The organism is Streptomyces parvulus (genome assembly GCF_014648855.1).
In the GTDB taxonomy this organism is placed as follows: Bacteria; Actinomycetota; Actinomycetes; order Streptomycetales; family Streptomycetaceae; genus Streptomyces; species Streptomyces parvulus.
In genome coordinates this window covers 57,906-81,583 of sequence record NZ_BMRX01000019.1, presented here as the reverse complement: position 1 = coordinate 81,583, position 23,678 = coordinate 57,906, and the positions used below count along the sequence as shown (strand labels likewise).

27 protein-coding genes are annotated in these 23,678 nt (G+C 73.8%); 16 read left to right on the top strand and 11 right to left on the bottom strand.

What is annotated here, in order from left to right:
• The first annotated feature begins 142 nt into the window (after positions 1-142).
• Together IE108_RS30815 and IE108_RS30810 are read left to right on the top strand one after the other, a co-directional pair.
• A complete protein-coding gene (locus IE108_RS30815; RefSeq protein ID WP_064726295.1) occupies positions 143-796 on the top strand; it encodes an ATP-dependent Clp protease proteolytic subunit in 654 nt (217 codons plus the stop codon).
• A 1-nt stretch (position 797) separates the two neighbouring features.
• Positions 798-1,400: a ClpP family protease gene (locus IE108_RS30810; RefSeq protein WP_064726296.1), complete on the top strand. Its 603-nt coding sequence runs from the start codon at positions 798-800 to the stop codon at positions 1,398-1,400.
• A 46-nt stretch (positions 1,401-1,446) separates the two neighbouring features.
• Here the strand turns inward: IE108_RS30810 and IE108_RS30805 are convergent, their stop codons facing one another.
• Positions 1,447-1,875, bottom strand: a complete 429-nt coding sequence (locus IE108_RS30805) for a helix-turn-helix domain-containing protein (protein ID WP_064726297.1) — start codon at positions 1,873-1,875, stop codon at positions 1,447-1,449.
• 246 nt (positions 1,876-2,121) lie between these two features.
• On the opposite strand from IE108_RS30805, the gene IE108_RS30800 reads away from it, so the two are divergent.
• Complete coding sequence (locus IE108_RS30800) at positions 2,122-3,009, top strand: RNA polymerase sigma factor SigF (RefSeq protein ID WP_064726298.1); 888 nt, start codon at positions 2,122-2,124, stop codon at positions 3,007-3,009.
• 57 nt (positions 3,010-3,066) lie between these two features.
• Here IE108_RS30800 and IE108_RS30795 read toward each other — a convergent pair whose 3' ends face one another.
• Positions 3,067-3,522, bottom strand: coding sequence for an ATP-binding protein (locus tag IE108_RS30795; RefSeq protein WP_064726299.1), 456 nt, complete (start codon positions 3,520-3,522; stop codon positions 3,067-3,069).
• A gap of 144 nt (positions 3,523-3,666) precedes the next feature.
• Here IE108_RS30795 and IE108_RS30790 point away from each other — a divergent pair, with 144 nt between their 5' ends.
• The 3 genes from IE108_RS30790 (at position 3,667) to IE108_RS30780 (ending at position 6,077) form a co-directional block, all read left to right on the top strand.
• Positions 3,667-4,251, top strand: a complete 585-nt coding sequence (locus IE108_RS30790; RefSeq protein ID WP_064726300.1) for a PRC-barrel domain-containing protein — start codon at positions 3,667-3,669, stop codon at positions 4,249-4,251.
• Entirely contained in the window at positions 4,248-4,667 is a 420-nt protein-coding gene (locus IE108_RS30785; protein WP_064731616.1) for a PRC-barrel domain-containing protein, read from the top strand. The genes IE108_RS30790 and IE108_RS30785 overlap by 4 nt, the downstream gene beginning before the upstream one ends.
• 108 nt (positions 4,668-4,775) lie before the next feature.
• Complete coding sequence (locus IE108_RS30780; protein WP_229852537.1) at positions 4,776-6,077, top strand: streptophobe family protein; 1,302 nt, start codon at positions 4,776-4,778, stop codon at positions 6,075-6,077.
• On the opposite strand, the gene IE108_RS30775 is transcribed toward IE108_RS30780, so the two are convergent.
• Positions 6,074-6,484, bottom strand: a complete 411-nt coding sequence (locus IE108_RS30775) for a hypothetical protein (RefSeq protein ID WP_064726301.1) — start codon at positions 6,482-6,484, stop codon at positions 6,074-6,076. The two genes, IE108_RS30780 and IE108_RS30775, sit on opposite strands and share 4 nt — an antisense overlap.
• 374 nt (positions 6,485-6,858) lie before the next feature.
• Between IE108_RS30775 and IE108_RS30770 the strand changes: the two genes are divergently transcribed.
• Positions 6,859-7,245, top strand: a complete 387-nt coding sequence (locus IE108_RS30770; RefSeq protein WP_064726302.1) for a nuclear transport factor 2 family protein — start codon at positions 6,859-6,861, stop codon at positions 7,243-7,245.
• An 86-nt stretch (positions 7,246-7,331) separates the two neighbouring features.
• On the opposite strand, the gene mgrA is transcribed toward IE108_RS30770, so the two are convergent.
• On the bottom strand, positions 7,332-8,324 hold the full coding sequence (gene mgrA, locus IE108_RS30765; protein ID WP_064726303.1) for an L-glyceraldehyde 3-phosphate reductase: 993 nt from the start codon (positions 8,322-8,324) through the stop codon (positions 7,332-7,334).
• 138 nt (positions 8,325-8,462) lie between these two features.
• On the opposite strand from mgrA, the gene IE108_RS30760 reads away from it, so the two are divergent.
• A complete protein-coding gene (locus IE108_RS30760; protein WP_064726304.1) occupies positions 8,463-9,347 on the top strand; it encodes a LysR family transcriptional regulator in 885 nt (294 codons plus the stop codon).
• A 25-nt stretch (positions 9,348-9,372) separates the two neighbouring features.
• Positions 9,373-9,888 (top strand): mycothiol transferase, encoded by a 516-nt coding sequence (locus tag IE108_RS30755; protein ID WP_064726305.1) that lies wholly within the window; start codon positions 9,373-9,375, stop codon positions 9,886-9,888.
• On the opposite strand, the gene IE108_RS30750 is transcribed toward IE108_RS30755, so the two are convergent.
• The 3 genes from IE108_RS30750 to IE108_RS30740 form a co-directional block, all read right to left on the bottom strand.
• Complete coding sequence (locus tag IE108_RS30750) at positions 9,870-10,949, bottom strand: adenosine deaminase (RefSeq protein ID WP_064726306.1); 1,080 nt, start codon at positions 10,947-10,949, stop codon at positions 9,870-9,872. The genes IE108_RS30755 and IE108_RS30750 overlap by 19 nt on opposite strands.
• A 43-nt stretch (positions 10,950-10,992) precedes the next feature.
• The gene (locus tag IE108_RS30745; protein WP_064726307.1) at positions 10,993-11,385 is read right to left on the bottom strand and encodes a VOC family protein; all 393 of its coding nucleotides are present in this window, start codon (positions 11,383-11,385) and stop codon (positions 10,993-10,995) included.
• Between the two features lie 115 nt (positions 11,386-11,500).
• Positions 11,501-12,391 (bottom strand): glycoside hydrolase family 19 protein, encoded by an 891-nt coding sequence (locus IE108_RS30740; protein ID WP_064726308.1) that lies wholly within the window; start codon positions 12,389-12,391, stop codon positions 11,501-11,503.
• Positions 12,392-12,648: 257 nt separating this feature from the next.
• Here IE108_RS30740 and IE108_RS30735 point away from each other — a divergent pair, with 257 nt between their 5' ends.
• A complete protein-coding gene (locus IE108_RS30735; RefSeq protein ID WP_064726309.1) occupies positions 12,649-13,704 on the top strand; it encodes an acyl-CoA dehydrogenase family protein in 1,056 nt (351 codons plus the stop codon).
• On the opposite strand, the gene IE108_RS30730 is transcribed toward IE108_RS30735, so the two are convergent.
• Both IE108_RS30730 and ssuE read right to left on the bottom strand, forming a co-directional pair.
• Positions 13,701-14,849 (bottom strand): LLM class flavin-dependent oxidoreductase, encoded by a 1,149-nt coding sequence (locus tag IE108_RS30730; RefSeq protein ID WP_064726310.1) that lies wholly within the window; start codon positions 14,847-14,849, stop codon positions 13,701-13,703. The two genes, IE108_RS30735 and IE108_RS30730, sit on opposite strands and share 4 nt — an antisense overlap.
• Positions 14,850-15,002: 153 nt before the next feature.
• On the bottom strand, positions 15,003-15,581 hold the full coding sequence (ssuE, locus tag IE108_RS30725; protein ID WP_064726311.1) for an NADPH-dependent FMN reductase: 579 nt from the start codon (positions 15,579-15,581) through the stop codon (positions 15,003-15,005).
• 506 nt (positions 15,582-16,087) lie between these two features.
• Here ssuE and IE108_RS30720 point away from each other — a divergent pair.
• The gene (locus tag IE108_RS30720) at positions 16,088-16,528 is read left to right on the top strand and encodes an SPW repeat protein (protein ID WP_064726312.1); all 441 of its coding nucleotides are present in this window, start codon (positions 16,088-16,090) and stop codon (positions 16,526-16,528) included.
• A 169-nt stretch (positions 16,529-16,697) separates the two neighbouring features.
• The gene (locus tag IE108_RS30715) at positions 16,698-16,967 is read left to right on the top strand and encodes a GlsB/YeaQ/YmgE family stress response membrane protein (protein ID WP_064731618.1); all 270 of its coding nucleotides are present in this window, start codon (positions 16,698-16,700) and stop codon (positions 16,965-16,967) included.
• Positions 16,968-16,978: 11 nt separating this feature from the next.
• Here the strand turns inward: IE108_RS30715 and IE108_RS30710 are convergent, their stop codons facing one another.
• Positions 16,979-17,938 carry an SDR family oxidoreductase gene (locus IE108_RS30710; protein ID WP_064726313.1) on the bottom strand — a complete coding sequence of 320 codons (960 nt, stop codon included), beginning with the start codon at positions 17,936-17,938 and terminating at the stop codon, positions 16,979-16,981.
• A gap of 142 nt (positions 17,939-18,080) precedes the next feature.
• On the opposite strand from IE108_RS30710, the gene IE108_RS30705 reads away from it, so the two are divergent.
• Positions 18,081-18,566: a nucleoside deaminase gene (locus IE108_RS30705; RefSeq protein ID WP_064726314.1), complete on the top strand. Its 486-nt coding sequence runs from the start codon at positions 18,081-18,083 to the stop codon at positions 18,564-18,566.
• 100 nt (positions 18,567-18,666) lie between these two features.
• On the opposite strand, the gene IE108_RS30700 is transcribed toward IE108_RS30705, so the two are convergent.
• Positions 18,667-19,374, bottom strand: coding sequence for a chaplin (locus IE108_RS30700; protein ID WP_107420055.1), 708 nt, complete (start codon positions 19,372-19,374; stop codon positions 18,667-18,669).
• 250 nt (positions 19,375-19,624) lie between these two features.
• On the opposite strand from IE108_RS30700, the gene IE108_RS30695 reads away from it, so the two are divergent.
• The 3 genes from IE108_RS30695 (at position 19,625) to IE108_RS30685 (ending at position 23,559) form a co-directional block, all read left to right on the top strand.
• Complete coding sequence (locus tag IE108_RS30695; protein ID WP_064726316.1) at positions 19,625-21,235, top strand: alpha/beta hydrolase; 1,611 nt, start codon at positions 19,625-19,627, stop codon at positions 21,233-21,235.
• A 79-nt stretch (positions 21,236-21,314) separates the two neighbouring features.
• Entirely contained in the window at positions 21,315-22,409 is a 1,095-nt protein-coding gene (locus tag IE108_RS30690; protein WP_064726317.1) for a baeRF3 domain-containing protein, read from the top strand.
• A gap of 121 nt (positions 22,410-22,530) precedes the next feature.
• Complete coding sequence (locus tag IE108_RS30685; protein ID WP_064731619.1) at positions 22,531-23,559, top strand: Gfo/Idh/MocA family protein; 1,029 nt, start codon at positions 22,531-22,533, stop codon at positions 23,557-23,559.
• Positions 23,560-23,678: the final 119 nt, after the last annotated feature.

The window sequence follows — 23,678 nt, the reverse complement described above, 5'->3', positions numbered from 1 at the left end:
GCGCTCTGCCCGTGGCGAATCTGCGGCAGGCAGAGAACGCGCCGCGCGGGCCCGCGGCGGGCCGAGAGTGGAGGGGCACGGCACCGCGGGCCGGGCGCCGAACGACTTCCCGAGATCGTCCACGACTCCACGAGGAGCACCGATGTCCCCACTCATCACCGGTCCACGGCCGGCCGCAGCACCCCGCGCGGAGGAGGGCGACACGCCCGTCACCCGCTTCGACGAGCAGCTGGCCGCGCAGCTGCTCGACCAGCGGATCGTGCTGCTGGGCACACAGGTCGACGAGGTCTCCGCGAACCGGGTCTGCGCTCAGCTGCTGATCCTGTCCGCGCAGGACCCGCGCGCGGACATCAGCCTCTTCATCAACAGCCCGGGCGGCTCCGTGCACGCGGGGCTCGCCGTCTACGACACGATGCGGCTGATCCCCAACGACGTCTCGACGCTCGCCATGGGCTTCGCCGCCAGCATGGGGCAGTTCCTGCTGAGCGTCGGCACGGCGGGCAAGCGCTACGCGCTGCCGAACGCGCGCGTCATGATGCACCAGCCCTCCGCGGGCATCGGCGGCACCACCGCCGACATCGAGATCCAGGCCGACAACCTGGAGTTCACCAAGCGGACCATCGAGCGGATCACCGCCGAGCACACCGGGCAGAGCCCGGAGACCATCTCCCGGGACGGCGACCGCGACCGCTGGTTCACCGCCGAGGAGGCCAGGGAGTACGGCATCGTCGACCGGGTCGTCGAGTCCCTCGCGGACGTGCGCCCGGCCGCCGGTGTGCGACGGATGGGGCTGTGACATGGGGAGCTACACGATTCCGAACGTCGTCGAGCGCACCCCGCAGGGCGAGCGGTCCTACGACGTCTTCAGCCGGCTGCTGTCGGAGCGGATCATCTTCCTGGGCACCGAGATCGACGACGGCGTGGCCAACGTCGTGATCGCGCAGCTGCTGCACCTGGAGTCGGCGGCCCCGGAGACCGAGATCGCCGTCTACATCAACTCGCCCGGGGGTTCCTTCACCTCGCTGATGGCGATCTACGACACGATGACGTTCGTGCAGGCCCCGATCTCCACGTTCTGCGTCGGGCAGGCGGCGTCCACGGCCGCGGTGCTGCTGGCGGGCGGGGACTCCGGGCGGCGGTTCGTGCTGGAGCACGCGCGGGTCCTGCTGGGGCAGCCGGCCAGCGGCGGCCGGCAGGGGACGGTGTCCGACCTGGCGCTCCAGGCCAAGGAGATGGTCCGCATCCGCTCCCAGGTCGAGGAGGTGCTGGCCCGGCACACCCGACACGACGTCGCCACCCTGCGCGCCGACATGGACCGCGACAAGGTGTTCACCGCCGAGGAGGCGGTCGCGTACGGCCTGGCGGACGAGGTGCTCGCCCGGCGGCTGGCCCGGGTGTGAGCCTCCGGGCCGGCGCCGCGCGGGGCGCCGGCCCGGACAGCGCTGCTCAGGCGGCCAGGCACATCCCGTCGAACCGCGCGCCGGGGGTGCTTCGGCCGGGGCCGGCGCCGGTGTGCCGCGAGGTGAGGCGGACCAGTTCCCCGTGGGCCCGGGCCAGCAGGTCGCCCAGGGAGAGGCCGAGGGCGCCCGCGGCGGCGGCGAGCACCTCGGACGACGCCTCCTTGCGACCGCGCTCCACCTCCGACAGGTACGGCATGGAGATCCGGGCCGCGTCCGACACGTCCTTCAGGGTGCGCTCCTGCGCCAGGCGTTCGCCCCGCAGGACGTCGCCGACGAGATCGCGCCAGAGGGGCTCGCGGACGGTGGGCGGCCGGCGCTCCGGGGGCACCGGCGCGGCGGCGGGACGGGCTCCCGGGCGCGTGGCCTGCGGGCGCAGCGGAATGACGCGGGCTTCGTTCGGCACGTGGCTGGTCACCTCCTCAGCCTAGGAGGCCGGCGCCGGCACGGAAGGGGCCGGCGTTCCGCCCTGAGGGGAATCCGCGGGTGACGGAAGCCGGCGGCGGGACTAGCGTGGGAGACCGAGGAGCACACCGCGAGGCAGCGGCGGCACCCGTTTTCCGCCAGGCGTGAGAACGGGGGGCATGTGCTGCCGAAACGCGGGTACCCGCAAGCGGGAGAGGTCTAGGGAGACGTCTGCACCGTGACTTTCGTGGGAGAGGTAATGGAGACCGCCGTGGTCCGGCCGCAAGCGCAGGTTGTCGGGAAGACCGCCGGGGGCGGGACGGGTGACGGAGTCCTGCCGGGGTTCGTGGACGCGCGCGCCGTGGCGCCGCGCGACGCGCGGCAGCTGTCCCGCCAGTTCTTCCAGCGTCTGACGGAGCTGGAAGAGGGCACGCACGAATACCAGTACGCGCGCAACACCCTGATCGAGATGAACATGTCGCTCGTGCGGTTCGCCGCCGGCCGCTTCCGCGGCCGCGGGGACGACATGGAGGACATCGTCCAGACCGGCATGATCGGCCTCATCAAGGCCATCGACCGGTTCGAGCTGTCGCGCGAGGTCGAGTTCACCTCCTTCGCCCTGCCGTACATCGTCGGCGAGATCAAGCGCTTCTTCCGGGACACCACGTGGGCGGTGCACGTGCCGCGCCGGCTCCAGGAGCTGCGCGTGGAGCTGGCGAAGGCGCGCGAGGAGCTGTCCTCCCGCCTGGACCGCGAGCCCTCCGTCACCGAACTGGCCACGCTCATGAACATCGCCGAGAGCGAGGTCGTCGAGGCCCAGATCGCCTCCAACGGCTACAACTCGTCCTCGCTGGACGCGGCCCTGACCGGCGACGGTCCGGAGGGCGGCGAGTCGGTGCTGGCCGACTTCATCGGTGTGGAGGAGGACGGTCTGCGGCTCGTCGAGGACTTCCACTCGCTGGCGCCGCTGATGGCCGAGCTGAGCGACCGCGACCGCCGGATCATCCACATGCGGTTCGTCGAGGAGGCCACCCAGGCCGAGATCGGCGCGGAGCTGGGCTGCTCGCAGATGCACGTGTCGCGGCTGATCAAGCGGATCATCACCCGGCTGCGCGAGGGCATGCTGGGAGAGCTGGGCTGCGCCTGACCCCGCGACCGCCGTCGTCCTTCGTGGTGCTCCCCACTCGGGTGGGGGGCACCACGCTCACGTTTCGGTGAGCGGCACCACGGCGCGGACCCGCTTGCCGACCGGGACGGGTTCGACGACGACGCTCTGCGCGAGGGCGTGCACGATCTCCAGACCGTGGTGCCCCACCCGCTCGGGGTCCTTGGGGAACCGCTCGGGCACCGCGCCGCTGCTGTCGTAGACCGTCACCGCCACCGAGGCGCCCGTGCCCTCGAGTTCCAGGATGTACGGGCCCTTGCTGTGGCGGTCGGCGTTGGTGACGAGTTCGCTCACCACCAGCAGTACGCCGCCGTCGGAGCGGGGGCCTATGGCGGCGCACCACTCGGTCCTCAGCTGGTCGAGGAAGTGCGCGGCGAACCCACGCGCCTGCGCTATGCATCCCGGCTCACCGGAGTAGTGTGCCGCCCGCCTCAGCGGTTCGACGGGGACATCGAAACCAGTTTGTATCACTACCCCGTCCAGGTGCTCGGTCATGCGTGTCTCTCTCGAAAGCCGGACTGGCCGGACGCTGCTGCACCCGTCCTCGTACCCCGGACCGCGCGGCGCAGTCCCCGTCTTCTCACAGTGCGGGCATCGTCACAGTGCCGCGGGGAACCCGAGAGGACGGGAAGGGGTGCGATGAACGAGCTGATGGCCGCGCGAAGCATCACCACCCGGCCGGTGGTGACCCTCGGCGGCGACGCCGTCGCCCATGTCAAGGACACCGTATGCGACGCCGCCGCGGCCCGGGTCACCGGTTTCACCCTGACCGGCCGGGGACTGCTGTCGGGCCCCCTGAAGGACGGCCTGCCCTGGGCGGCCGTGCACGCGCTGGGGCACGACGCGGTGATGATCCGCGATCCGCTGGCCCTGGTGAACGCCGCGGCGATGACGGCGCGGCAGCAGCCCCTGCGGGCCCGGCTGCTGGGCGCGCGGGTGCTGACGGAGGCCGGGTCCGAGGTCGGCACGGTGCTCGACGTGGTCGTCGAGGGCGGCACCGGCGGGCGGGTGCTCGGTTTCCGGGTCGCGGCGAGCCGGCGGTTCGTGCCGGGGCAGACGCGTCACCGGCGGCGGGTGTACGTGCCGCGCGGCGGGACGCTCACGGTCAGCGGCCGGGACCTCGTGCTGCCCGAGGACGCCGTCCGGCACGTCGCCGACGACCTGCCGGGCTTCGGCTCCCTGGTGGGCGGGGTGCCGGGGCAGTGGCGGGGTTCGCTGCCGTGATGCTCTTCACCGAGGTCCGCGGGCTGCCGGTGGTCCCGTCGGCCGCCGGTGCCGGGCCGCTCGGCACGGTGGCGTCGCTGGACGTCGACGTCGCCGGCCGCGGTGTGCGCCACGTCCGGCTGCGCGGCGGGCGGCTGCGCCGGGAGACCGCGCTGGCCTGGGAGGCGGTGGAGGCGATCGGGCCGAGCACCGTACGAGTGCGATCCACCGCCCGTCCCGGGCCCGCGCCCGCCGGGCACGACCTGCTGGGCCACCGGGTCCTGACCGAGGGGGGCACCTCGCACGGCACGGTGCTGGACGTCGCCTTCGACCCGGTGACCGGACGCCTCCTCGCCGTCTTCACCACCCGGGGCGAGGTGACTCCCGGCCGTCTCATGGGGCTCGGCGACCACGCCCTGGTCGTCCGTACGGCCTGACGGCGCCCGGCCGACCACGCCCTGGTCGTCCGTACGGCCTGACGGCGCCCGGCGCGCGGACGGCCCAGTCGGCGGGCGGGCCCGGCGGGGCCTGCTTAGCGTGGCAGCGTGAGTGCGCGAAACCCCTCCGGACGGCCCGGGCGGCCCGTATCCCCCGGCCGGGCGGCCGCCCGGCACGGCTGGGTGCAGGCCCTGGGCACGGTGCTGGCCGCGCTGGCCGCCATGGGCGTGGTGGCCGCGCTCGGGCTGTGGGCGGCCGGAGCGGCGGACCTGCCCGACAACGCCTTCCCGCGGGTCGTCGTGGCGACGGTCGTCACCGCCGTCGGCGGCGCCCTGGAACTGGCCGGTGACGCCGGGGACTTCGCGGACACCGACGCGGGTCTGACCGTGATGCCGCTCTCCGTCACCCTGGCGGGTGCGCTGGTGATGGCGGGCGGCTTCCTGCGGCCGCTGCGCCACCGTGCCGTCGCCGGGGCCGCCGAGCTGGCCGGCTGGGCGGGCCGGATCGCGTTTCTGTGGCTGCTCGCCCTGCTGGGGCTGGCCTTCGCCGCCCGGCAGACCTTCGAGGTGTCCCTCGGCGAGGGCGTGCTCGGCGACCTCGGCGACCTGTTCGGCGTCACCCCGACCGTGGGCTTCACCGCGGACGTGCCGCTGACCGTCCTGTTCGGGCTGCTGTGGCTGGCGGGCGTCCTCGTGCTCGCGCTGCTGGTCTCCCGCGCGGCGCCCCTGCCCGCGGGGTTGCTGCGCCTCCAGTCGTCGGTGCGGCCGGCGGCGTACGCGATGGTCGCGCTGCTGCTCGCCTACGTCGTCGTGGGCATCGTCGTCGCACTGGTCGTCGCCGGGACGCGCGGGCATCCGGCGGACACCTTCGCGGTACTGCTGCTCGGCCTGCCGAACCTGGCGTGGCCGGCGCTCACGATCGGCCTGGGCGCGACCTGGAACGGGCGGGTCGAGGGACCGTTCGGGCTGCCGATGCCGCGGGTCGTGGACGAGGTGCTGCGCACGGACGACGTCTCGACCGTCAACCTCGGCACGCTCACGGAACAGGACGGGCGGATGTGGTGGCTGCTGGTCGCCGCGGCGGTCCTGGTCGTGGCGGCCGGCTTCGTCATGGCCGCGCGCGCACCGGCCGGGACACCCCTGTGGCGGCACGCGGCGCATCATGCCGTGGCGCTGGCCCTGACCGTGCTGATGATCGGCCTCGTCGGCCGCGTCCACGCCCACTACGGGCTGTCCGTGCTCGGCATCGGCGACCTCGGCGGCGGACTGGCGGGGCGGCTCTTCCTGCGCCCGCGGCTGTGGGCCGCGGTGGGCCTCGCCCTGCTGTGGGGGCTGGTCGCGGGCGCCCTCGGCGGCCTGCTCGCCCGGTGGGCGGCCCGGCGGACGGGGCGGGGCCGCGCGGACGCCTAGTACCCCGCGACGACGAGGGGCGTCGAGGCGCGCTGCATGCGGAGGGCGTCCACGGACTCGGCCATCAGCTCGTACTCGGTGGTGTCGTCGCTGGTCGCGATCCGCACCAGCCGCCCCGCGGCGAGTTCCTCGGCGACCAGTTCCTGCTGGAGGTCGTCGGCGCACCAGGTGCGCAGGACGCGCGGCACGTCGGGCGCGTCGTCGGCGACGGGGGTCAGGGCGGCGCGCGGTAAGTGGGGGTTGTCGGGCTGCGGGTCCAGCCGCTCGGCCATCCAGGAGGCGCGGTCTCGCAGCCACCACAGGGCCAGCGCGAGCGTGGGGGCGCGGTAGGTCCCGAGCGGTACTCCGATGCGCCGGCCGTCGCATACGCCGTAGGCGGTGACGTGGCACAGGAACTCGTCGTGCACTGCTACCCTCCCCCGTCACCCACCGTCTGCCGGTCGGGCAGGACGTCCGTGCGGCTCGTGTGCTGTGCGTGAGGGACCTGTCGCATGGTGTGAGAGGCCCTAGTGGTGAGTATGTTCACCGATGAACCACTGTCACCATGAATTTCCGGCCAGTCTCCTGGCATATTCATGGCCGTTGTTGGCCGAAAGCCGACGCATGCCGCCGTCACCGCCGACTCGGGACGGCCGGACGCGCGGCCCCCGCGCGGGACGGCGTCATGACCTCCGGGGTAATCGACCGCGCGCCGGGGCGCGGGCATGGTTGCGGTACCGGGTCGCCGAGACCGGGATCCGGTCCCGACCAGCGCACACGACCTCGATGGAGGCTGACCGCCATGCCCGCATCCGCAAACGCCCGTCGCCACGAAGACGCCGTCGCCCGCTACTTCGAGGCCTGGAACGCCGCGCCGAAGGCACGGGCCGAAGCGGTCGCGGCGGCCTGGACCAATGACGGCGGCTACACCGACCCGCTGGCCGACGTCCGCGGCCACGAGCAGATCGCCGCCGTGATCGGGGCGGCGCACGAGCAGTTCCCCGGCTTCTCCTTCCGCCTCTCCGGCACCGTGGACGGGCACCACGACACGGCGCGCTTCTCGTGGGAGCTGGTGAGCGACACCGACGGCTCGGCGCCGGTGGCCGGGTCCGACGTGGTCACGCTGGACGGCGAGGGGAGGATCAGCGCGGTGCTCGGCTTCCTGGACCGGGTGCCCGCGGGGGCGTGAGGGCGCGCCGGCCCGGGAACGGAGCGGGTCCCGGAGGGCGGCGGTCCGCTCCGCCCTCCGGGACCCGGGTGTGCGCCGGTCGCGCCCTACTGGTTGACGATCTCGTCGATGCGCGCCAGTTCGTCGGCGCCGAAGTCGAGGTTCGCGACGGCCGAGACGCTGTCCTCCAGCTGCCGCGGGCTGCTCGCGCCGACCAGGGCCGACGTCACGCGGCCGCCGCGCAGCACCCACGCCAGCGCCATCTGGGCCAGCGACTGCCCGCGGGACTTCGCGATCCCGTCCAGGGCGCGCAGCCGGCCGACCAGCTCCTCGGTGACCGCGTCGGACTTGAGGAACGGGCTGTCGCTCGCGGCCCGCGAGTCCTCGGGGATGCCGTCGAGGTAGCGGCCGGTGAGCAGGCCCTGCTCCAGCGGGGAGTAGGCGATGGAGCCGACCCGCAGCTCGTCGAGGGCGTCCAGCAGGCCGCCGCTCTCGGGGCGGCGGTCGAGCATCGAGTAGCGCGGCTGGTGGATCAGCAGCGGGGTGCCCAGCTCACCGAGGATGCGGGCGGCTTCGCGGGTCTGCTCGGCGGAGTAGTTCGAGACACCCACGTAGAGCGCCTTGCCCTGCTGCACCGCGGAGTGCAGCGCGCCCATCGTCTCCTCCAGGGGAGTCTCGGGGTCGGGCCGGTGCGAGTAGAAGATGTCGACGTACTCCAGGCCCATGCGGCCCAGGCTCTGGTCGAGGGAGGACAGGACCGACTTGCGCGAGCCCCACTCGCCGTACGGGCCGGGCCACATCAGGTAGCCGGCCTTGGTGGAGACGACCAGCTCGTCGCGGTACCGGGCGAAGTCGGTCCGCAGGGCCTCGCCCAGCGCGGACTCGGCGGAGCCGGGCGGCGGGCCGTAGTTGTTGGCGAGGTCGAAGTGGGTGACGCCGAGGTCGAAGGCGCGGCGCAGGATCGCCCGCTGGGTCTCGGCGGGGCGGTCCGGGCCGAAGTTGTGCCACAGGCCGAGCGAGAGCGCGGGGAGTTTCAGGCCGCTGCGTCCGGTGCGCCGGTAGGGCAGGTCCGCGTAGCGGTCGGGGTGTGCGGTGTACAACGCGACTCCAGAGGGGGTTGGGCACCCGGGTACGGGCTGGGGCGGATCCGGCTGGAACCGTCCTCCACTCTGGCCTGACCTGCGTGCAGTGGTCCAACAGAAGAATCCGATGGGATTGCGCGGTTACGCTTCTCAATCATGGAACTGCGTCATCTTCAGCACTTCGTTGCGGTCGCCGAGGACCAGCACTTCACCCGCGCGGCGGAGCGGCTGCTGGTGTCCCAGTCCGGTCTGTCGGCGTCGATCCGGGCGCTGGAGCGCGAGCTGCGGGCGCCGCTGTTCGTACGGACCACCCGCCGGGTGACGCTGACGGAGGCCGGGCGGGCGCTGCTGGGCGAGGCGGAGCGGATCCTGGCCCAGGTGCGGTCGGCGCACGAGGCGGTGGCCGCCGTGCAGGGCGTCCTGCGGGGCACGCTGTCGCTGGGCGCCGAGCAGTGCATCGCCGGGGTGCCGGTCGCGAAGCTGCTGGCCGCGTTCCGGCGGCTCCACCCGGACGTGGAGATCCGGCTGCGGCAGGCGGGCTCCGGCGAGCTGGCCGAGGAGGTGGCGGCCGGGCGGCTCGACCTGGCCTTCGCCTACCGCACCGAGGGCGACACCGAGCACCTGCGCTCGGTCCCCCTGTCCGGCGAGCCGATGACGGTCCTGTGCCACCCCGGCCACCGGCGGGCGGCGGAGGGCGCGGTGCTCACCCCAGGGGATCTGGCCGACGAGGTCTTCGTCGACTTCCACCCCGACTGGGGCCCGCGCCGCGTCACCGACGCCGTCTTCGCGGCGGCGGGCGTACGGCGCACCGTGCCGCTGGAGGTGAACGACGTGCACGGTCTGCTCGACCTGATCGACGAGAACCTCGGCATCGCGGTCGTGCCGCGGCACTTCCGGCACAAGCGGGCCTCGCTCACCTCGCTGCCGCTCAAGGACTCCGACGACTCGCAGTACGAGACCGTCGCGCTGCTGCCGCCCGCCGAGGCGACCAGTCCGGCGGCCCGGGCGCTGATGGAGCTGCTGGAAACGGGGAGCGGCTGAGGGCGGACTGCGCGATGGTGGTCGTATGCACGCAAAGGACATCCTCATCGAGGCTTACGGCCGCATCCGGGAAGAAGTCCACGCCGCCGTCGCCGGGCTCGACGCCGAGGGGCTGAACGCCCGCTCCGCCGACGACGCCAACTCCGTCTCCTGGCTGCTGTGGCACCTCACCCGCGTCCAGGACGACCACGTGGCCGACGCCTTCGGGCTCGACCAGGTGTGGCGGGCCGGCGGCTGGGCGGAGCGCTTCGGCCTCGGCCTGCCCGCCGACGACACCGGGTTCGGCCACGGTCCCGGCGAGGTCGCCAAGGTGCGCGTCGACTCGGCGGACCTGCTCACCGGCTACTACGACGCGGTGCACGAGCAGACGCTGGGCGCCCTGCGCTCGCTGGCCGCGAAGGACCTGGAGCGCGTCGTGGACGACAGCTGGGATCCGCCGGTCACCCTCGGCGCGCGCCTGGTCAGCGTCCTGTCCGACGATCTCCAGCACGCCGGACAGGCCGCCTATGTGCGCGGACTGGTTCAGAGCGCCGCGGCGTAACCCGGCAGGACGACGTCCTCGATCAGCGCCTTGCGCTCGTCGAACGGGAGGAACGCGCTCTTCACCGCGTTCACCGTGACCGTGCGCAGGTCCTCGACGGTCCAGCCCGCCTCCTCGGCCAGCAGGGACATCTCGCGGGTCATCGTGGTGCCGGAGACGAGGCGGTTGTCGGTGTTGAGGGTGACGCGGAAGCCGAGGTCCTTCAGCGCGGTGATGGGGTGCTCGGCGATGGAGGTGGCGGCGCCGGTCTGGAGGTTGGAGGTCGGGCACATCTCCAGGGCGATCCGGCGGTCGCGGACCCAGGCGGCGAGGCGGCCCAGCTTGCCGGCGGCCAGGTCGGGGATGTCGTCGGTGATGCGCACGCCGTGGCCGATGCGCTGGGCGCCGCACACCTGGAGCGCCTGGTGGATGCTCGGCAGCCCGTGCGCCTCGCCGGCGTGGATGGTGAAGGGCACGTTCTCCCGGCGCAGGTGCTCGAAGGCGTCGAGGTGGTCGGCGGGCGGGAAGCCGTCCTCGGCGCCGGCGATGTCGAAGCCGACGACACCGGCGTCCCGGAAGGCCACCGCGAGGTCGGCGGTGGCACGGGTGCGGTCGAACATGCGCATGCCGCACAGCAGGGTGCCGACCCGGACCGGGGTGCCCGCGGCGGCGGCCTTGGCCATGCCCGCGGCGAGCCCCTCCTGGACGGTCTCGACGACCTCGGCGAGGGTCAGGCCGCCGTTCGTCATCAGTTCGGGGGCGTAGCGGACCTCGCCGTAGACGACGCCGTCGGCGGCCAGGTCGAGGACGTACTCCTCGGCGGTGCGCAGCAGGCCCTCGCGGTTCTGCATCACGGCGAGGGTGTGCTCGAAGGTGGCGATGTAGCGCACCAGGTCACCGGAGTTGGCGGCCTCGTAGTACCAGGCGGCCAGTTCGCCGGGGTCGGTGGTGGGCAGGGTGTGACCGACCGACTCCGCCAGTTCCACGACGGTCGCGGGGCGCAGGCCGCCGTCGAGGTGGTCGTGGAGCACGGCCTTGGGGAGGCGGCGGAGGGTGGCGGTGTCTATGCGCGTAGATGACATGTGCGGCGGTTCCTCGGCGGGGTCTGAGCGGAAGTTCGGAGATTCAGGCGGCGGGCTGGAGCAGGTCCCAGCGGTTGCCGTAGAGGTCCTGGAAGACGGCGACCGAGCCGTAGGGCTCGTGCCGGGGTTCCTCCAGGAAGGTCACGCCCGCGGCGGTCATGCGGGCGTGGTCCCGGGCGAAGTCGTCGGTGTGCAGGAAGAAGCCCACCCGGCCGCCGGTCTGGTCGCCGATCCGGGAGCGCTGGCCCTCGTCCTTGGCGCGGGCCAGCAGCAGCGCCGTGCCCTGCCCGGAGCTGCCGGGTTCGACGACCACCCAGCGGGAGCCGTCGGGCCGGGGCGCGTCCTCGGCCAGGCGGAAGCCGAGGGCGTCGGTGTAGAAGCGGATCGCCTCGTCGTAGTCGTCGACGACGAGGGTGACCAGGGCGATGCGTGTCATCGGGACCCTTCCGGACGGACGGTTGACCGGAGAGGTTATACGTAAAACTCCCGGACGCCAAGTCGGCCGCGTCCCACCGGAGCGGGACGCGGCCGAGGAGCCGGGCCGGGGCGGGTCAGCAGTAGAGGTTGCCGCCCGGGGAGACGCCGAGGATCTGGCTGAACTGCTGGTACTTGGTGACGCGGCTCTGGACCTGCGCCGGGTTCCGGCCGTCGCACTCCAGGGAGCCGTTGATGGAGCGGATCGTCTGGCCGAAGCCGGCGCCGTTGACCATGGCGTTGTGCGGGGTCATGCTGCCCGGACCGGACTGGGTGTTCCAGTACCACAGGGCGGTCTTCCAGGCGACGGCGGCGTCGTTCTGCACCAGCCAGGGGTTGCCCAGCAGGTCGATGCCGAGCGCGTCGCCGGCCGCCTTGTAGTTGAAGTTCCAGCTGAGCTGGATCGGCCCGCGTCCGTAGTAGGCCGCCTGGCCGGCCGGGCAGCCGTAGGGCTGGCCCCAGTCGCAGTAGTGCGGGTAGTTGGCGGTGTTCTGCTCGACGACGTGCACGAGTCCGCCGGTCTCGTGGCTGACGTTGGCGAGGAAGGCCGCGGCCTCCTGCTTCTTGGTCGCGTCGCCGCCGGTGGTGGCGAAGCCGGGGTAGGCGCTGAGCGCGGCGGTGAGGCCGCTGTAGGTGTAGAACGAGTTCCGGCCCGGGAACATCTGGTTGAACTGGGCCTCGCTCACCACGAAGTTGCCGACCGGGGTGCCCGGGCCGCCGCTGCAGGCGTACGGCTCCCAGTACCAGGTGCTGATCACCGGGTCGTAGCCCGGGTTGGCGTGCTCGGCGATGTAGGCCTTGCCGTCGGTGTAGCGGACGATGTCGCCGGCGTTGTAGTTCTTGCCCGCCGTCCAGGCCGGATAGCTCGAACACGCGGCGGCGGACGCCTCGGTGGCCGGCAGGAGCGCCGGCACGGCACCCGCGAGGGCGAGCACGGTCACCAGGGCGGAGATACGGCGCCTAGACACAGGACTGCCTCCTTCGAGGAACACGGCCGCTCCCGCACAAGGCGGGCCGGAGCGACGCCTTGTGCGCACGCGCCGGACGAGCCGGTCACGGCGTCGGGGGCGGCCGTAGTGGGGGGTGTGACGCACACTCAACCGCGTTGGTCTGTACCAGTCAAGGGTGTAGACCAGTCGCCCTCGGGGTGATTTCCGGCCTGGCGTCAACTCGCCGCACCGTGCCCGCTCGCCGCCCTCGCGGACCCGGTCGGGACAATCGCCGCATGACCACCTCGACCCACCCGCTCGTCACCGAAGCGCACCGGCTCGCCGCCGAGCTGCTCGCCCCGTCCGCCCCGCGCGTCGACCAGGACGTCGTGCCCGCAGCCCACATCGAGGAGATCCGGCGCTCCGGGATCCTCGGGGTGAGCGCGCCGAGGGAGTCCGGCGGGGCCGGCGCGCCGGACGGGGTCGCCCGCGAGGTCGCCGAGATCCTGGCCGGGGCGTGCTGCTCCACCTGGTTCGTGCAGACGCAGCACCACACGCCGGTGCGGATGCTGGCGCGGGCGGCGCCCGGACTCGCCGTCCGCGAACGCCTGTTGCGTCCGCTCGCCACCGGCGAACTGCTCGCGGGCATCGCCTACGCGCACGTCCGCGCCCACCCCCGGGTCCCGGTGCGGGCCACCGCCGACCGGGGCGGGGTGTGCTTCGACGGCACCGTGCCCTGGTACACGGGCTGGGGCCTGAACGACGTGATGCTGCTCGCGGGTGTGACGGACTCCGACGAGGTGGTGTTCGCCTTCGCCGACGCCCGGGAGCAGCCGGGGCTGCGGGCGTCGGCGCCGATGCGACTGGTGGCGCTGACCGCGGCCCGGACGGTGTCGCTGACGCTGGACGGCCTGCGGGTGCCGGAGGAGGCGGTCGTACTGCGCACCGCGCGCGAGGAGTTCGCGCGCGTCGACCTGCCCCGCAGCACCAACACCACCCCCGCCGTCTTCGGCCTCGCGTACGCCGCGCTGGACCTGCTGGGTGCCACGCCCGCCGAGCTTGAGGCGGCCGACGGCCTGCGCGCGCGGCTGGACGAGGTCCGCCGCCGGGCGTACCGGCTCGCCGACCACGCCGTGCCGCACGAGCACCTGGAGGAGCGGCTGGCACTGCGGGCGCGGGCGTACGAGCTGCTGCGCGCGGCCACGACCGCGGCGGTGGTGGCCGGGGGCGGCCGCGCGACGAGCGTGGACAGCCCCGCCCAACGGCTGGCGCGGGAGGCGGTGTTCCTGCTGATCCAGGGTCAGACGGCACCGGTGCGCGAGGCCCACCTGGCCGCGCTGGCCGCCGTCTAGACGGCGACGGGCAGCACCGGCACGCCGGCTTCGGCCCCGGCGCGTGCGGGGTGGCGCCACAGGCCCCGGGCGGCGAGGCGCGGCAGGACGCCCTCGCCGAACCAGTACGCCTCCTCCAGGTGCGGATAGCCGGAGAGGACGAACTCGTCGATGCCGAGGGCGTGGTACTCGGCGATCCGGTCGGCGATCTCGTCGTGGTCGCCGACCAGGGCGGTGCCCGCGCCGCCGCGCACCAGGCCGATCCCGGCCCACAGGTTGGGGTGGATCTCCAGGTCGTCGCGGGAGCCGCCGTGCAGGGCGAGCATGCGCCGCTGCCCCTCGGACTCGCTGCGGGCGAGGTTCGCCTGCGCCTCGCGGACGGTCGCCGGATCGAAGCCGTCGAGCAGCCGGTGCGCCTCGGCCCAGGCGTCCGCCGCGGTGTCCCGCGCGATGACGTGCAGGCGGATGCCGAAGCGCAGGGTGCGGCCCGCGCGCGCCGCCGCCTCCCGCAGCCGGGCGATCTTCTCGGCCACCTGCGCGGGCGGCTCGCCCCAGGTGAGGTACACGTCGGCGTGCCGGGCGGCAACCTCGACGGCGGCGGGCGAGGAGCCGCCGAAGTACACCTCGGGCACGGGATCGGGCACCCGCGTGAGCCGCGCCTGCTCCACCCGCAGGTGCTCGCCGTCCAGGTCGACCGTGCCGCCCCGCCACAACTCCCTTACGACGTGCAGGAATTCGCCGGTACGGCGGTAGCGGGCGTCCTTGTCCAGGAAGTCGCCGTACGCCCGCTGCTCGCGGCTCTCACCGCCGGTGACGACGTTGAGCAGGAGCCGTCCGCCGGTCTGCCGCTGGAAGGTGGACGCCATCTGCGCGGCGAGCGTGGGTGAGACGAAGCCGGGGCGGAAGGCGACCAGGAACTTCAGGCGTTCGGTGGCCTGGGAGACCATCGCGGTGGTGAGCCAGGCGTCCTCGCACCAGGCGCCGGTGGGCGTGAGCGCGCCGGTGAAGCCCAGGTCCTCGGCGGCGCGGGCGATCTGGCCGAGGTAGGCCACCGTCGGCGGGCGGCGGCGCCCGGTGCCGGTGTCCGGGGCGCCGTGTCCGCCGCCCACGACGTCGCGGCTGTCGCCGCTGGTGGGCAGGAACCAGTGGAAGGTGAGGGACGACACGGGGATCTCCGTTCGGGGACGTTCGGCCGCGGCGGGATGGCGCGCCGGGCGGGGCAGGCGGCGGGACGGGCCGCGTGGGGCCAGGAGGGCCGGGCGCGGGCCGCGTGGGGCGAGGGGGAGGCGGAGGGCGGGCCGCGTGCGGCGGGTGCGGTGTCAGCCGGCGGCGGCCAGCACCGTCGGGGCCGGCGCGGGTGCGGGCACCGGGGCGCCGAGGGCCGCCGAGAACTGGTCGACGACCTGGGCCAGGGCCTCCGCCGGTCCGGGGGCGACCGTGACCGAGCCGTCCTCGTGCGCCGTGATGTCGCGGTCCAGCGTGAACCAGCCCTGCACCACGTGCGCGGCGCCCATGGAGTTCAGCACCGGGCGGAGCGCGTAGTCGATGGCCAGGACGTGGGCGGTGGAGCCGCCGGTGGCCAGCGGCAGCACCGTCTTGCCGGTGAGGGCGTACTGGGGAAGCAGGTCGAGGAGCGCCTTCAGCACGCCGGAGTAAGACGCCTTGTAGACGGGCGTGCCGACGACGACCCCGTCGGCGCGGGCGAACAGCGCGGCCGCCTCGGTGATGGCGGGATGCCGGAGGTCGGCGCCCAGCAGCGCCTCGGCGGGGACGGTGCGCACGTCGAGCGGGATCACGTCGTGGCCCTGCGCGGACAGCCGTTCGTCGAGGTGGCGCAGCAGCCGGTTGGTGCGGGAGGAGGCGGAGGGACTGCCGGAGACGGACAGGACGGTGGCCATGGGCCCTCTTCTCTGGAGGCGGGAGGCGCGCCGACGGGGCGGGGCGCGGGGGAACTCCCGGCCCGCTCCACGGGGGAGCCGCTGGGCCGGGGTGCGGGAAGCACCGGTCGCGGCGGCGGCCTGGGCGGCCACCGGGGTGCGGGCGGTGCGGGAAGTCGCTCGCGGACCGGTGCCGGGCCGGTGCGGCGGGAGCGGGAAGGGGCGGCGGATCGGAGGGATCAGGCCGCGGCGCGACAGGAGGCGCTGAAGACGCGTGCGAGGTCGACGTGGCGTCGCCGCGTGAGGTCCGGTCGCGTGGTCATGGCGTCGATCGTGGCAGTCGCCGTCGAGCGGGGTCAAGGAGATCGGGGCCCGCCCCCGGCCCGCGCACGCGGATTTCACACGGGTGTGACAGAGGGACCTCCCCGACTACACATAAGGGAAAAATAAGAGCAGAATACTCTTATGCGGCGCTACCGCACACCGCGTTCGAAGCGGTTGGCCCTGCAAGTCGAAGGAGACGACTCATGGCCCACGTCTCACACTCCCGAAGTGACATCACCAGCCACCCCGACGCCCCGGAGATGCAGGAGCGCTATGCGCGCATGCTCGGCGGTCGCGACGTGGCACTCGTGGACGGGCCGGTGTTCCTGCTCGGCCTCTACTGTGCCGTGTCCCCGTGGATCCTCCACTTCACCACCAGCCAGCCCGCCCTCGTCGCCCACAACCTGATCGTGGGCATCGCGATCGGCCTGCTGGCCCTCGGGTTCACGCGCGCGCCGGAGCGCATGTACGGCCTCAGCTGGGCTATGTGCGCGATGGGTGTCTGGATGATCATCTCGCCGTGGATCGTCGGCTCGAGTCCGGACGCCGGCGTCATCTGGAACAACATCATCATCGGCGCGCTCGCCCTGGTCCTGGGCATGGTCTGCGCCGGTACGGCGGCACGGAGCGCCCCGAAGAGGTAGGCACGACGGAAGGGAGCCGTACGGGCCGGTCCGCTCACCAGTGGACCGGCCCGCCCGCGTCTCGACCCCCTCGGCCGGGGGTGCGACGCGGGCTCGCGCCCCTGGGGACTGCGGCTGTCCGGAGCGGGCAGAAGCCCTACTGCGGGGGACTTGACGAGATGGGGTGGAGATGGAGATCGACGGCATCATCAGTGCCATCGTCATCGGTATCGTGATCGGCGTCCTGGGCCGCCTCGTGGTCCCGGGGCGTCAGCGCATCGGCGTCCTGTGGACGATCGTCGTCGGCATTCTCGCCGCGTTGATCGGTTCGGCGGTCGCCTCGGCGTTCGACGTGGCGGACACCGACGGCCCGGACTGGATCGAGTGGCTCATCCAGATCGGCCTGGCCGCGGTCGGCGTGGCCGCGCTGGATCGCGCCAAGTCGCGTCCGGGCCGCTGAGGCCGCGGCCGTCACCCCCGGGCGAGCCACTGCTCGTACCAGGTGACGGTCGCGTCCAGGGTCTCCGCCAGCGGGGTCGGCGACACCCCGAAGAACCGCTCGAAGGCGCCGGAGTCCACGATCTGCGGCTCCGTGTGCTGGTAGAACATCTCCTCGTACTCGGCCATGAACCGCTCGTCGAACGGGCCGAAGGGGCGGGGCCGGGTGAGCAGGACGACCTTCAGCGGCCGCCCCACCCGCTTCTCGATCATCGCGTGGATCTCCCGGGTGCTGACGGCCGGTGCGGTGGGCAGGTGCCAGACCCGACCGTCGCCCTCCGGGCGCTCGCCGAGCGTCGCGAGGCCGGCCGCCACGTCCTGGATGCCGGTGTAGCTGTGCGGCAGGTCGATGTCGCCGAAGCCCACGACCTCGCCGCCGGTCAGCGCACCGGGGAAGACCGTGGCGCCGAGCGAGGAGTTGAGCACGCCGGGACCGACGAAGTCGGCGCTGCGGCCGAGGACCACGCGGACCCGGCCGGCGCGGTGCGCCGCGAGGTACCTCTCGTCCAGTTCCGCGCGCATCCGGCCCTTGCGACTGGTCGCCTGCCAGGGGCTGTCCTCGGTCATCACCGCTCCCCCGGTCTCGCCGTACGGGTAGAGGGTGTCGAGCACGACGAGGCGGGCGCCCGTCTCCTCGACCGCCGCGAGGACGGCCTCCTGGACGCGGGGCATCACCTCGACCTGGAGGTGGTAGGCGACGTTGACGCAGTGGTACACCACCGACGCCCCGGCCACGGCGGCCCGCGCGCCGTCGGCGGTGCTCACGTCGGCGGCGAACCGCTCGACCCCCTCGACGGCGGGCCCCTCCCCCCGCCGGTCCACGAGACGGACGGAATGCCCCCTGCGCACCAGCTCACGGGCGAGGGCGGTACCGGCGGGACCGGATCCGAGGACGGCGTGCGGGGCGTGCGGCTGCGGGGTGACGGCGGTCATGGCGCTCCTCTTCCCATACGAAGCTACTGCTAGTCGCTTTCGTTAGAGACTCTAACTCCAGGGAATGGCGATAGCAAGAGGACCGGGGCCGGCGGCCTTAGGCTGGTGCGCGTATCCCCCGCCACGAGGAGGGCCGCACGCCATGGTCGTCAAGGACGTCGAACTGCCGCACCTGCGGCGTTGCCTGGAGCTGGCGGCGGAGGCTCTGGAGGCCGGCGACGAGCCGTTCGGGTCGGTGCTGGCCGGCGCCGACGGCACCGTGCTGGCCGAGGACCGCAACCGGGTGTCCGGCGGCGACCGCACCCGGCATCCGGAGTTCGAGCTGGCGCGCTGGTCCGCCGCCCATCTCACCCCCGCCGAGCGGGCCGCGGCCACGGTCTACACGTCGGGCGAGCACTGCCCCATGTGCGCGGCCGCGCACGCCTGGGTGGGCCTGGGCCGGATCGTGTACGTCGCCTCGTCCGAGCAACTGGGCGGCTGGCTGGCCGAGCTGGGCGCCGCCGCCATGCCGGTGCGGCCGCTGGCCGTGCGGGAGGTGGCGCCGGGCGTGACGGTGGAGGGGCCGGTGCCGGAGCTCACCGAGGAGATCCACGCCTTGCACCGGCGGTTCCACGAGGGGCGCGGCTGAGCACGCCGGGTTCGTGATCGAGGGCGGCTGAGCACGCCGGGCTCGTGATCGCCGGGGCACCCGTCCGCGCGTACGGGCGCCCCGGCCGAAGAGGCTCGGGTCAGCCTTCGGCGCCCGGACGGAAGCGCCGGTAGAGCACGGCACCGCCGAGGACGAGCGCGGCGCCGCCCGCGAGGACGGGCAGGGCCTGGTCCGACCCCGTGTGGGCGAGGGACGACCCGGTGCGGGGCGGGGCGGCGTGCGGGGCCGGCTTCGGCTCCGGGTCGGCGCGCTCCTCCTCGGGTGCGGACGGCTCGGGCTGGGCGGGGCGCGCCGGCGGCGGCTCGGGGTCGTCGCCGGGCGTGTTCACGGACTCGTTGCCGGTGGCCGGGTTGCCGATGCCGACCAGGTTGACGCTGTTGCCGCTGACGTTCACCGGGAGGTGCACCGGCAGCTGGACGCCGTTGCCGGAGAGCACGCCCGGCGAATCCTTTCCGCTCCCCTCGGCACGGGCGCCGCCGGCGGCGGAACCCTTGCCCCCGTGCGACCCGCCCGCCTTCCCGGAGGCGCCGCTCCCCCCGGCGTTGGCGCAGCTGTTGCCCGCGGCGGGGTTGAGGAGCCCCACCACGTCCACCGTGTTGCCGCAGACGTTGACCGGGACGTCCACCGGGAGCTGGATCGTGTTGCCGGAGATCAGACCCGGCGAACCGGCCGAGGAGCCGTCGGCGTCGGCGCCGTCGGACGCGAACGCCGCGTACCCCGGCAGCGCCACCGCCAGCGCGCCGGAGGCGGCGACGGCGAGCACACCGTTTCGGGTGACCCTTCTCATGCGGTTCCCTGCCTTCCAGACATGGTCGCGGGCACTCGCCCGCACCGGTTAAAACGCGGGCGCACCATCCGAGTTATGGCTAATCGGTCTTTCACCCCATCGAGTGGACGGTTCATCGAACAAGCGGCGCGGTACCGCCGAGGGCCCCGAGGGCCGGCTCCCGCGCCCGGAGGCGCCGCGTGCGAGGCCCGCTTATGGTGAGCGGGTGGCGCCGACCACGGGTCCGCGACTGGGCGCCCGGGAGGCATCGATGCAGGCCAAGCTGTCGACTCGGCCCTCGGTCAGGCGGTGCGCGGTCAGCGGCGCACTCGGCCTGTCCCTGCTGGGCGCGGGGCTGCCCACCGCGGTCGCGCGGGAGAGCGGCCCCGATCTGTCCCGGTTCTACGACCAGAAGGTCACCTGGTCGGCGTGCGAGGGCATGGAGATGCCGAAGGACCTCCAGTGCGGCAAGGTCACCGTCCCCCTCGACTACGCCCGCCCCGGGGGGCAGACCCTCGACCTGGCGCTGGCCCGGTACCGGGCGACGGGCGAGTCGCGCGGCTCGGTGCTGCTCAACTTCGGCGGCCCCGGCGGCTCGGGGGTCAGCGAACTGGCCGCCGGGGGCAAGGACTTCATGCACCTCACCAACGGCTACGACGTGGTCTCCTTCGACCCCCGGGGCATAGGCCGGTCCTCCCCGGTGACCTGCGGCCCGGCGACGATGAAGATCATCGAGGCGACGGGCGGGGAGAAGCCGGTGACCGATCCCGAGGACGTGCTCGGGCGGCTGCGGGAGGCGGCGGCCGAGTGCGCCGAGTTCTCGGGGCCCGTGCTGCACCACATGGGCACGGTCGACGCCGCCCGCGACATGGACGTGATGCGCAGCGCCCTCGGCGACAGGCGCCTCAACTACCTGGGCTTCTCCTACGGCACCCGGCTGGGCGCGGTCTACGCCGCCCGATTCCCGGACAAGGTCGGCCGGGTGGTTCTGGACGGCGTGGACACGCTGACCGAACCGCTGGCCGAGCAGGGGCTGGCGGGTGCGCGGGGCCAGCAGACCGCGCTGGAGAACTTCCTCGACTGGTGCGTGGAGGACATCGCCTGCCCGTTCGGCCAGGACGCCCGGGCCGCCCGCGAGCAGGTCGGGCGGATCGTCGCCTCGCTCGACTCCGACCCGGTGGCGTCGGCCTTCGGCGAGCCCTTCTCGGGCCAGGACATGGTCGGCGCCATGGGCCAGGCGCTGTACAGCAGGGACCTGTGGCCCTCCCTGGAGCGGGCGGTGGCCCAGCTGCTGGAGGACGGCGACACCAGGGGCCTGGAGGGCTTCTCCTCCGGGGGCGTCACCTTCCCGGTCCGCTCGCATCCGGACGCGACGGGCCGCGGCCCCGCGGGCGCGGGGCTCACGGACGAGGAGGACATCCCCCTGGACAACCTCCCAGCCGCCCTGATGGCGGTGAACTGCGCCGACGACCCCGACCGCCCGGCCGCGGCCGAGGTGGCCGGATCACTGGACCGGCTGCGCGCGCGGTACGAGGAGGTCTCGCCGGTCTTCGGCCGCTACCGCCTCACCCAGGTCCTCATGTGCCACGGGCGCCCGGCGGGCACCGACTACATCCGCGAGGACGTGAAGAACGTGGACACCGCCAGGATGCTGCTCGTCGGCACCCGCGGCGACCCGGCGACGCCGTACCGCTGGACCACCGAGACCGCGAAGCGGCTGGGGCCCTCGGCCGTGGTCCTCGACAACCGGGGCGAGGGGCACACCGGGTACGCGTCCTCGGAGTGCGTGCACCGCAAGGTCGACGACTTCCTGCTCTACGGCTCCCTGCCGCCCGACGGCAGCTCCTGCGGGCCGGAGGACCCCTCGGGCGAGGCGGGCTGAGGGGTCCGGCGCACCGGCCGTCCAGAACGCCCGATGTGATCGATATGCCCTATCCGTTCAACGGTCCTATCGTGCTGACATGGAGCACGATCTGAGTCCCGCCACCCTCGCCGAGCTGCGGCGCCCGCGCCCGTATCCGGCCGTGTCCGTGCTGACCCCGACCCACCGCCGCGAACCGGACAACGCCCAGGACCGCGTCCGGTTGCGCAACGTGGTCGCCGCGGCCAAGAAACAGCTGGAGGACGACCCCGCGGTCACCCGGGAGCGCCGCGCCGAGGTGTGCCGGGAGCTGGACCGGGCCCTCGCCGAGGTCGACCTGACCCACGCCGAGGACGGCTTGGCGATCTTCGCCGCCCCCGGTGAGCACCAGGTCTGGACGCTCGCCCGTTCGGTGCCCGAGCGCGTGGTCCTCTCCGACACCTTCCTGACCCGCAACCTCGTCGCCGCGCAGGCCGCCGAGCGGCCGTTCTGGGTGCTGTCGGTGGCCGCCGACCGCGTCAAGCTCTGGAGCGGCGGCGTGGACCGCGTCGTCGAGGAGCACCTCGGCGGCTTCCCCCTCGACCGGCCCGCCGAGGACTTCGACCCCGAGCGCCAGGAGCGGATCGGCGACGCGCCGAGCACCTTCCGCGACGAGGGCACCCGCCGGTTCCTGCGCGACGCCGACACCGCGATGGCCGGCATCCTGCGCACCCGTCCCCGGCCGCTGTACGTCACCGGTCCCGAGCCGGCGCTGTCCCTGTTCACCGAGGCGGGCACGCTCGCCGCCGGCGCGGTGCTGGTCCCGCACGGCGGCCTGGCGCACGGGACACCCGAGGCCGTGTGGCAGGCGGTGCGGCAGGTGCTCGACGACGAGGCGAGGGGGTCCGTGGAGGCGGTGGCCAGGGAGCTGGACGCGGCCCGCGGGCGCAAGGACTTCGCGGCCGGGGTCGACGAGCTGTGGGAGAGCGCCCACACCGGCCGGGTCCGGCTGCTGGCCGTCGAGGAGAACTTCAAGGTGACGATGCGCGACGACGGCGAGCACCTGCTGCCGGCGCTCGACGGCGACCTCGACGCCCGCGAGGACATCGTGGACGAGATCGTCGAGCAGTGCCTGGAGACCGGCGCCGACGTCCGCTTCGTACCGGACGGCGCGCTCGGCGACGTGGAGGGCATCGCGGGGGTGCTGCGCTACTGACGCCGGACGCGGCGCCGCGCGGCCGTCCCCTGTCGGGGAGCGCGGCGACCGTGAAACCCTGGCCGCCGGACACGTGCCCGCCGTCCGCGGGCGCGCGGCGGACGGGAAGGAGCCGGCGGGCGTGAGCGAACTTCTGGGTGTGGCGGTCCTGGGCGCGGGACACATGGGCGCCGACCACATACGGCGCATCAACGCAGTGGTGAGCGGCGCCAGGGTCGCCGCGGTCGCGGACCCCGACGTGGAGCGGGCGAAGGACGCCGTCGGCGGAATCGGCGGGCTCGACGGGGTCACCGTGCACGCGGAGGCCGAGGCCGCGCTCGACGCGCCGGGCGTCGGCGCCGTCCTGGTCGCCTCGCCCGGGGAGGCGCACGAACAGGCGCTGCTGGCCGCGTTCGAGCGGGGGCTGCCGGTGCTGTGCGAGAAGCCGATGGTGCCGGACGCCGCGGGCGCCCTGCGCGTGGTGGAGGCGGAGGCGCGGCTCGGCAGGCGGCTGGCGCAGATCGGTTTCATGCGCCGGTACGACGCCGAGTACCGGCGGCTGAAGTCGCTGCTGGACGGCGGCCGGCTGGGCCGCCCCCTGATGCTGCACTGCGTGCACCGCAACGTCTCCTCGCCACCGCACTTCACCTCGGCGATGCTGGTCAACAGCTCCGTCTCGCACGAGATCGACGCCGCCCGCTGGCTGCTCGGACAGGAGCTGAGCGCGGTGACCGTGCTCCGGCCGCGGCCGTCCTCGGGGGCGCCCGAGGGGCTGCTCGATCCGCAGCTGGTGCTGTTCGAGACCGAGGGCGGCGCGGTCGTGGACGTGGAGGTCTTCGTCAACTGCGGCTTCGGCTACGAGGTGCGCTGCGAGGCCGTCTGCGAGTCGGGCAGCGCCCGGATCGGCGAGGCGCACGGCATGCTGGTGACGGCGGCGGGCGGTGCCCGCGAGGAGGTGCCGCAGGACTACCTCGTACGCTTCGCCGACGCCTACGACCGCCAGGTCCAGGCCTGGGTGGACGCCACCCGCGCCGGACGCGTCACCGGCCCCGGCACCTGGGACGGCTACGCCGCCGCCGCGGCCGCCGAGGCGGGGGTGCGGGCGCTGGAGACGGGCGTGCGCACGCCGGTCGTCCTGGCGCCGCGGCCGGCCCTCGGCGACCTGGCATAGAACACGCGTCCGCCGAACGCCTGGACGACGACGGCTCCGGAGTTCGACCCCCCTCAAGCCCCGTAGCGCCTCTACGACTTGACCATCCGGGCACGTAGGCCCCCCACGTACCGAAGTCG

Excerpts from the sequence above, each read along its gene's own strand:
- IE108_RS30815 (WP_064726295.1), top strand. The coding sequence starts at position 143 with ATGTCCCCACTCATCACCGGTCCACGGCCGGCCGCAGCACCCCGCGCG.
- IE108_RS30810 (WP_064726296.1), top strand. The coding sequence starts at position 798 with ATGGGGAGCTACACGATTCCGAACGTCGTCGAGCGCACCCCGCAGGGC.
- IE108_RS30800 (WP_064726298.1), top strand. The coding sequence starts at position 2,122 with ATGGAGACCGCCGTGGTCCGGCCGCAAGCGCAGGTTGTCGGGAAGACC.
- IE108_RS30795 (WP_064726299.1), bottom strand. The coding sequence starts at position 3,522 with ATGACCGAGCACCTGGACGGGGTAGTGATACAAACTGGTTTCGATGTC.
- IE108_RS30790 (WP_064726300.1), top strand. The coding sequence starts at position 3,667 with ATGAACGAGCTGATGGCCGCGCGAAGCATCACCACCCGGCCGGTGGTG.
- IE108_RS30770 (WP_064726302.1), top strand. The coding sequence starts at position 6,859 with ATGCCCGCATCCGCAAACGCCCGTCGCCACGAAGACGCCGTCGCCCGC.
- IE108_RS30760 (WP_064726304.1), top strand. The coding sequence starts at position 8,463 with ATGGAACTGCGTCATCTTCAGCACTTCGTTGCGGTCGCCGAGGACCAG.
- IE108_RS30755 (WP_064726305.1), top strand. The coding sequence starts at position 9,373 with ATGCACGCAAAGGACATCCTCATCGAGGCTTACGGCCGCATCCGGGAA.
- IE108_RS30750 (WP_064726306.1), bottom strand. The coding sequence starts at position 10,949 with ATGTCATCTACGCGCATAGACACCGCCACCCTCCGCCGCCTCCCCAAG.
- IE108_RS30745 (WP_064726307.1), bottom strand. The coding sequence starts at position 11,385 with ATGACACGCATCGCCCTGGTCACCCTCGTCGTCGACGACTACGACGAG.
- IE108_RS30735 (WP_064726309.1), top strand. The coding sequence starts at position 12,649 with ATGACCACCTCGACCCACCCGCTCGTCACCGAAGCGCACCGGCTCGCC.
- ssuE (WP_064726311.1), bottom strand. The coding sequence starts at position 15,581 with ATGGCCACCGTCCTGTCCGTCTCCGGCAGTCCCTCCGCCTCCTCCCGC.
- IE108_RS30720 (WP_064726312.1), top strand. The coding sequence starts at position 16,088 with ATGGCCCACGTCTCACACTCCCGAAGTGACATCACCAGCCACCCCGAC.
- IE108_RS30715 (WP_064731618.1), top strand. The coding sequence starts at position 16,698 with ATGGAGATCGACGGCATCATCAGTGCCATCGTCATCGGTATCGTGATC.
- IE108_RS30710 (WP_064726313.1), bottom strand. The coding sequence starts at position 17,938 with ATGACCGCCGTCACCCCGCAGCCGCACGCCCCGCACGCCGTCCTCGGA.
- IE108_RS30705 (WP_064726314.1), top strand. The coding sequence starts at position 18,081 with ATGGTCGTCAAGGACGTCGAACTGCCGCACCTGCGGCGTTGCCTGGAG.
- IE108_RS30700 (WP_107420055.1), bottom strand. The coding sequence starts at position 19,374 with ATGAGAAGGGTCACCCGAAACGGTGTGCTCGCCGTCGCCGCCTCCGGC.
- IE108_RS30695 (WP_064726316.1), top strand. The coding sequence starts at position 19,625 with ATGCAGGCCAAGCTGTCGACTCGGCCCTCGGTCAGGCGGTGCGCGGTC.
- IE108_RS30690 (WP_064726317.1), top strand. The coding sequence starts at position 21,315 with ATGGAGCACGATCTGAGTCCCGCCACCCTCGCCGAGCTGCGGCGCCCG.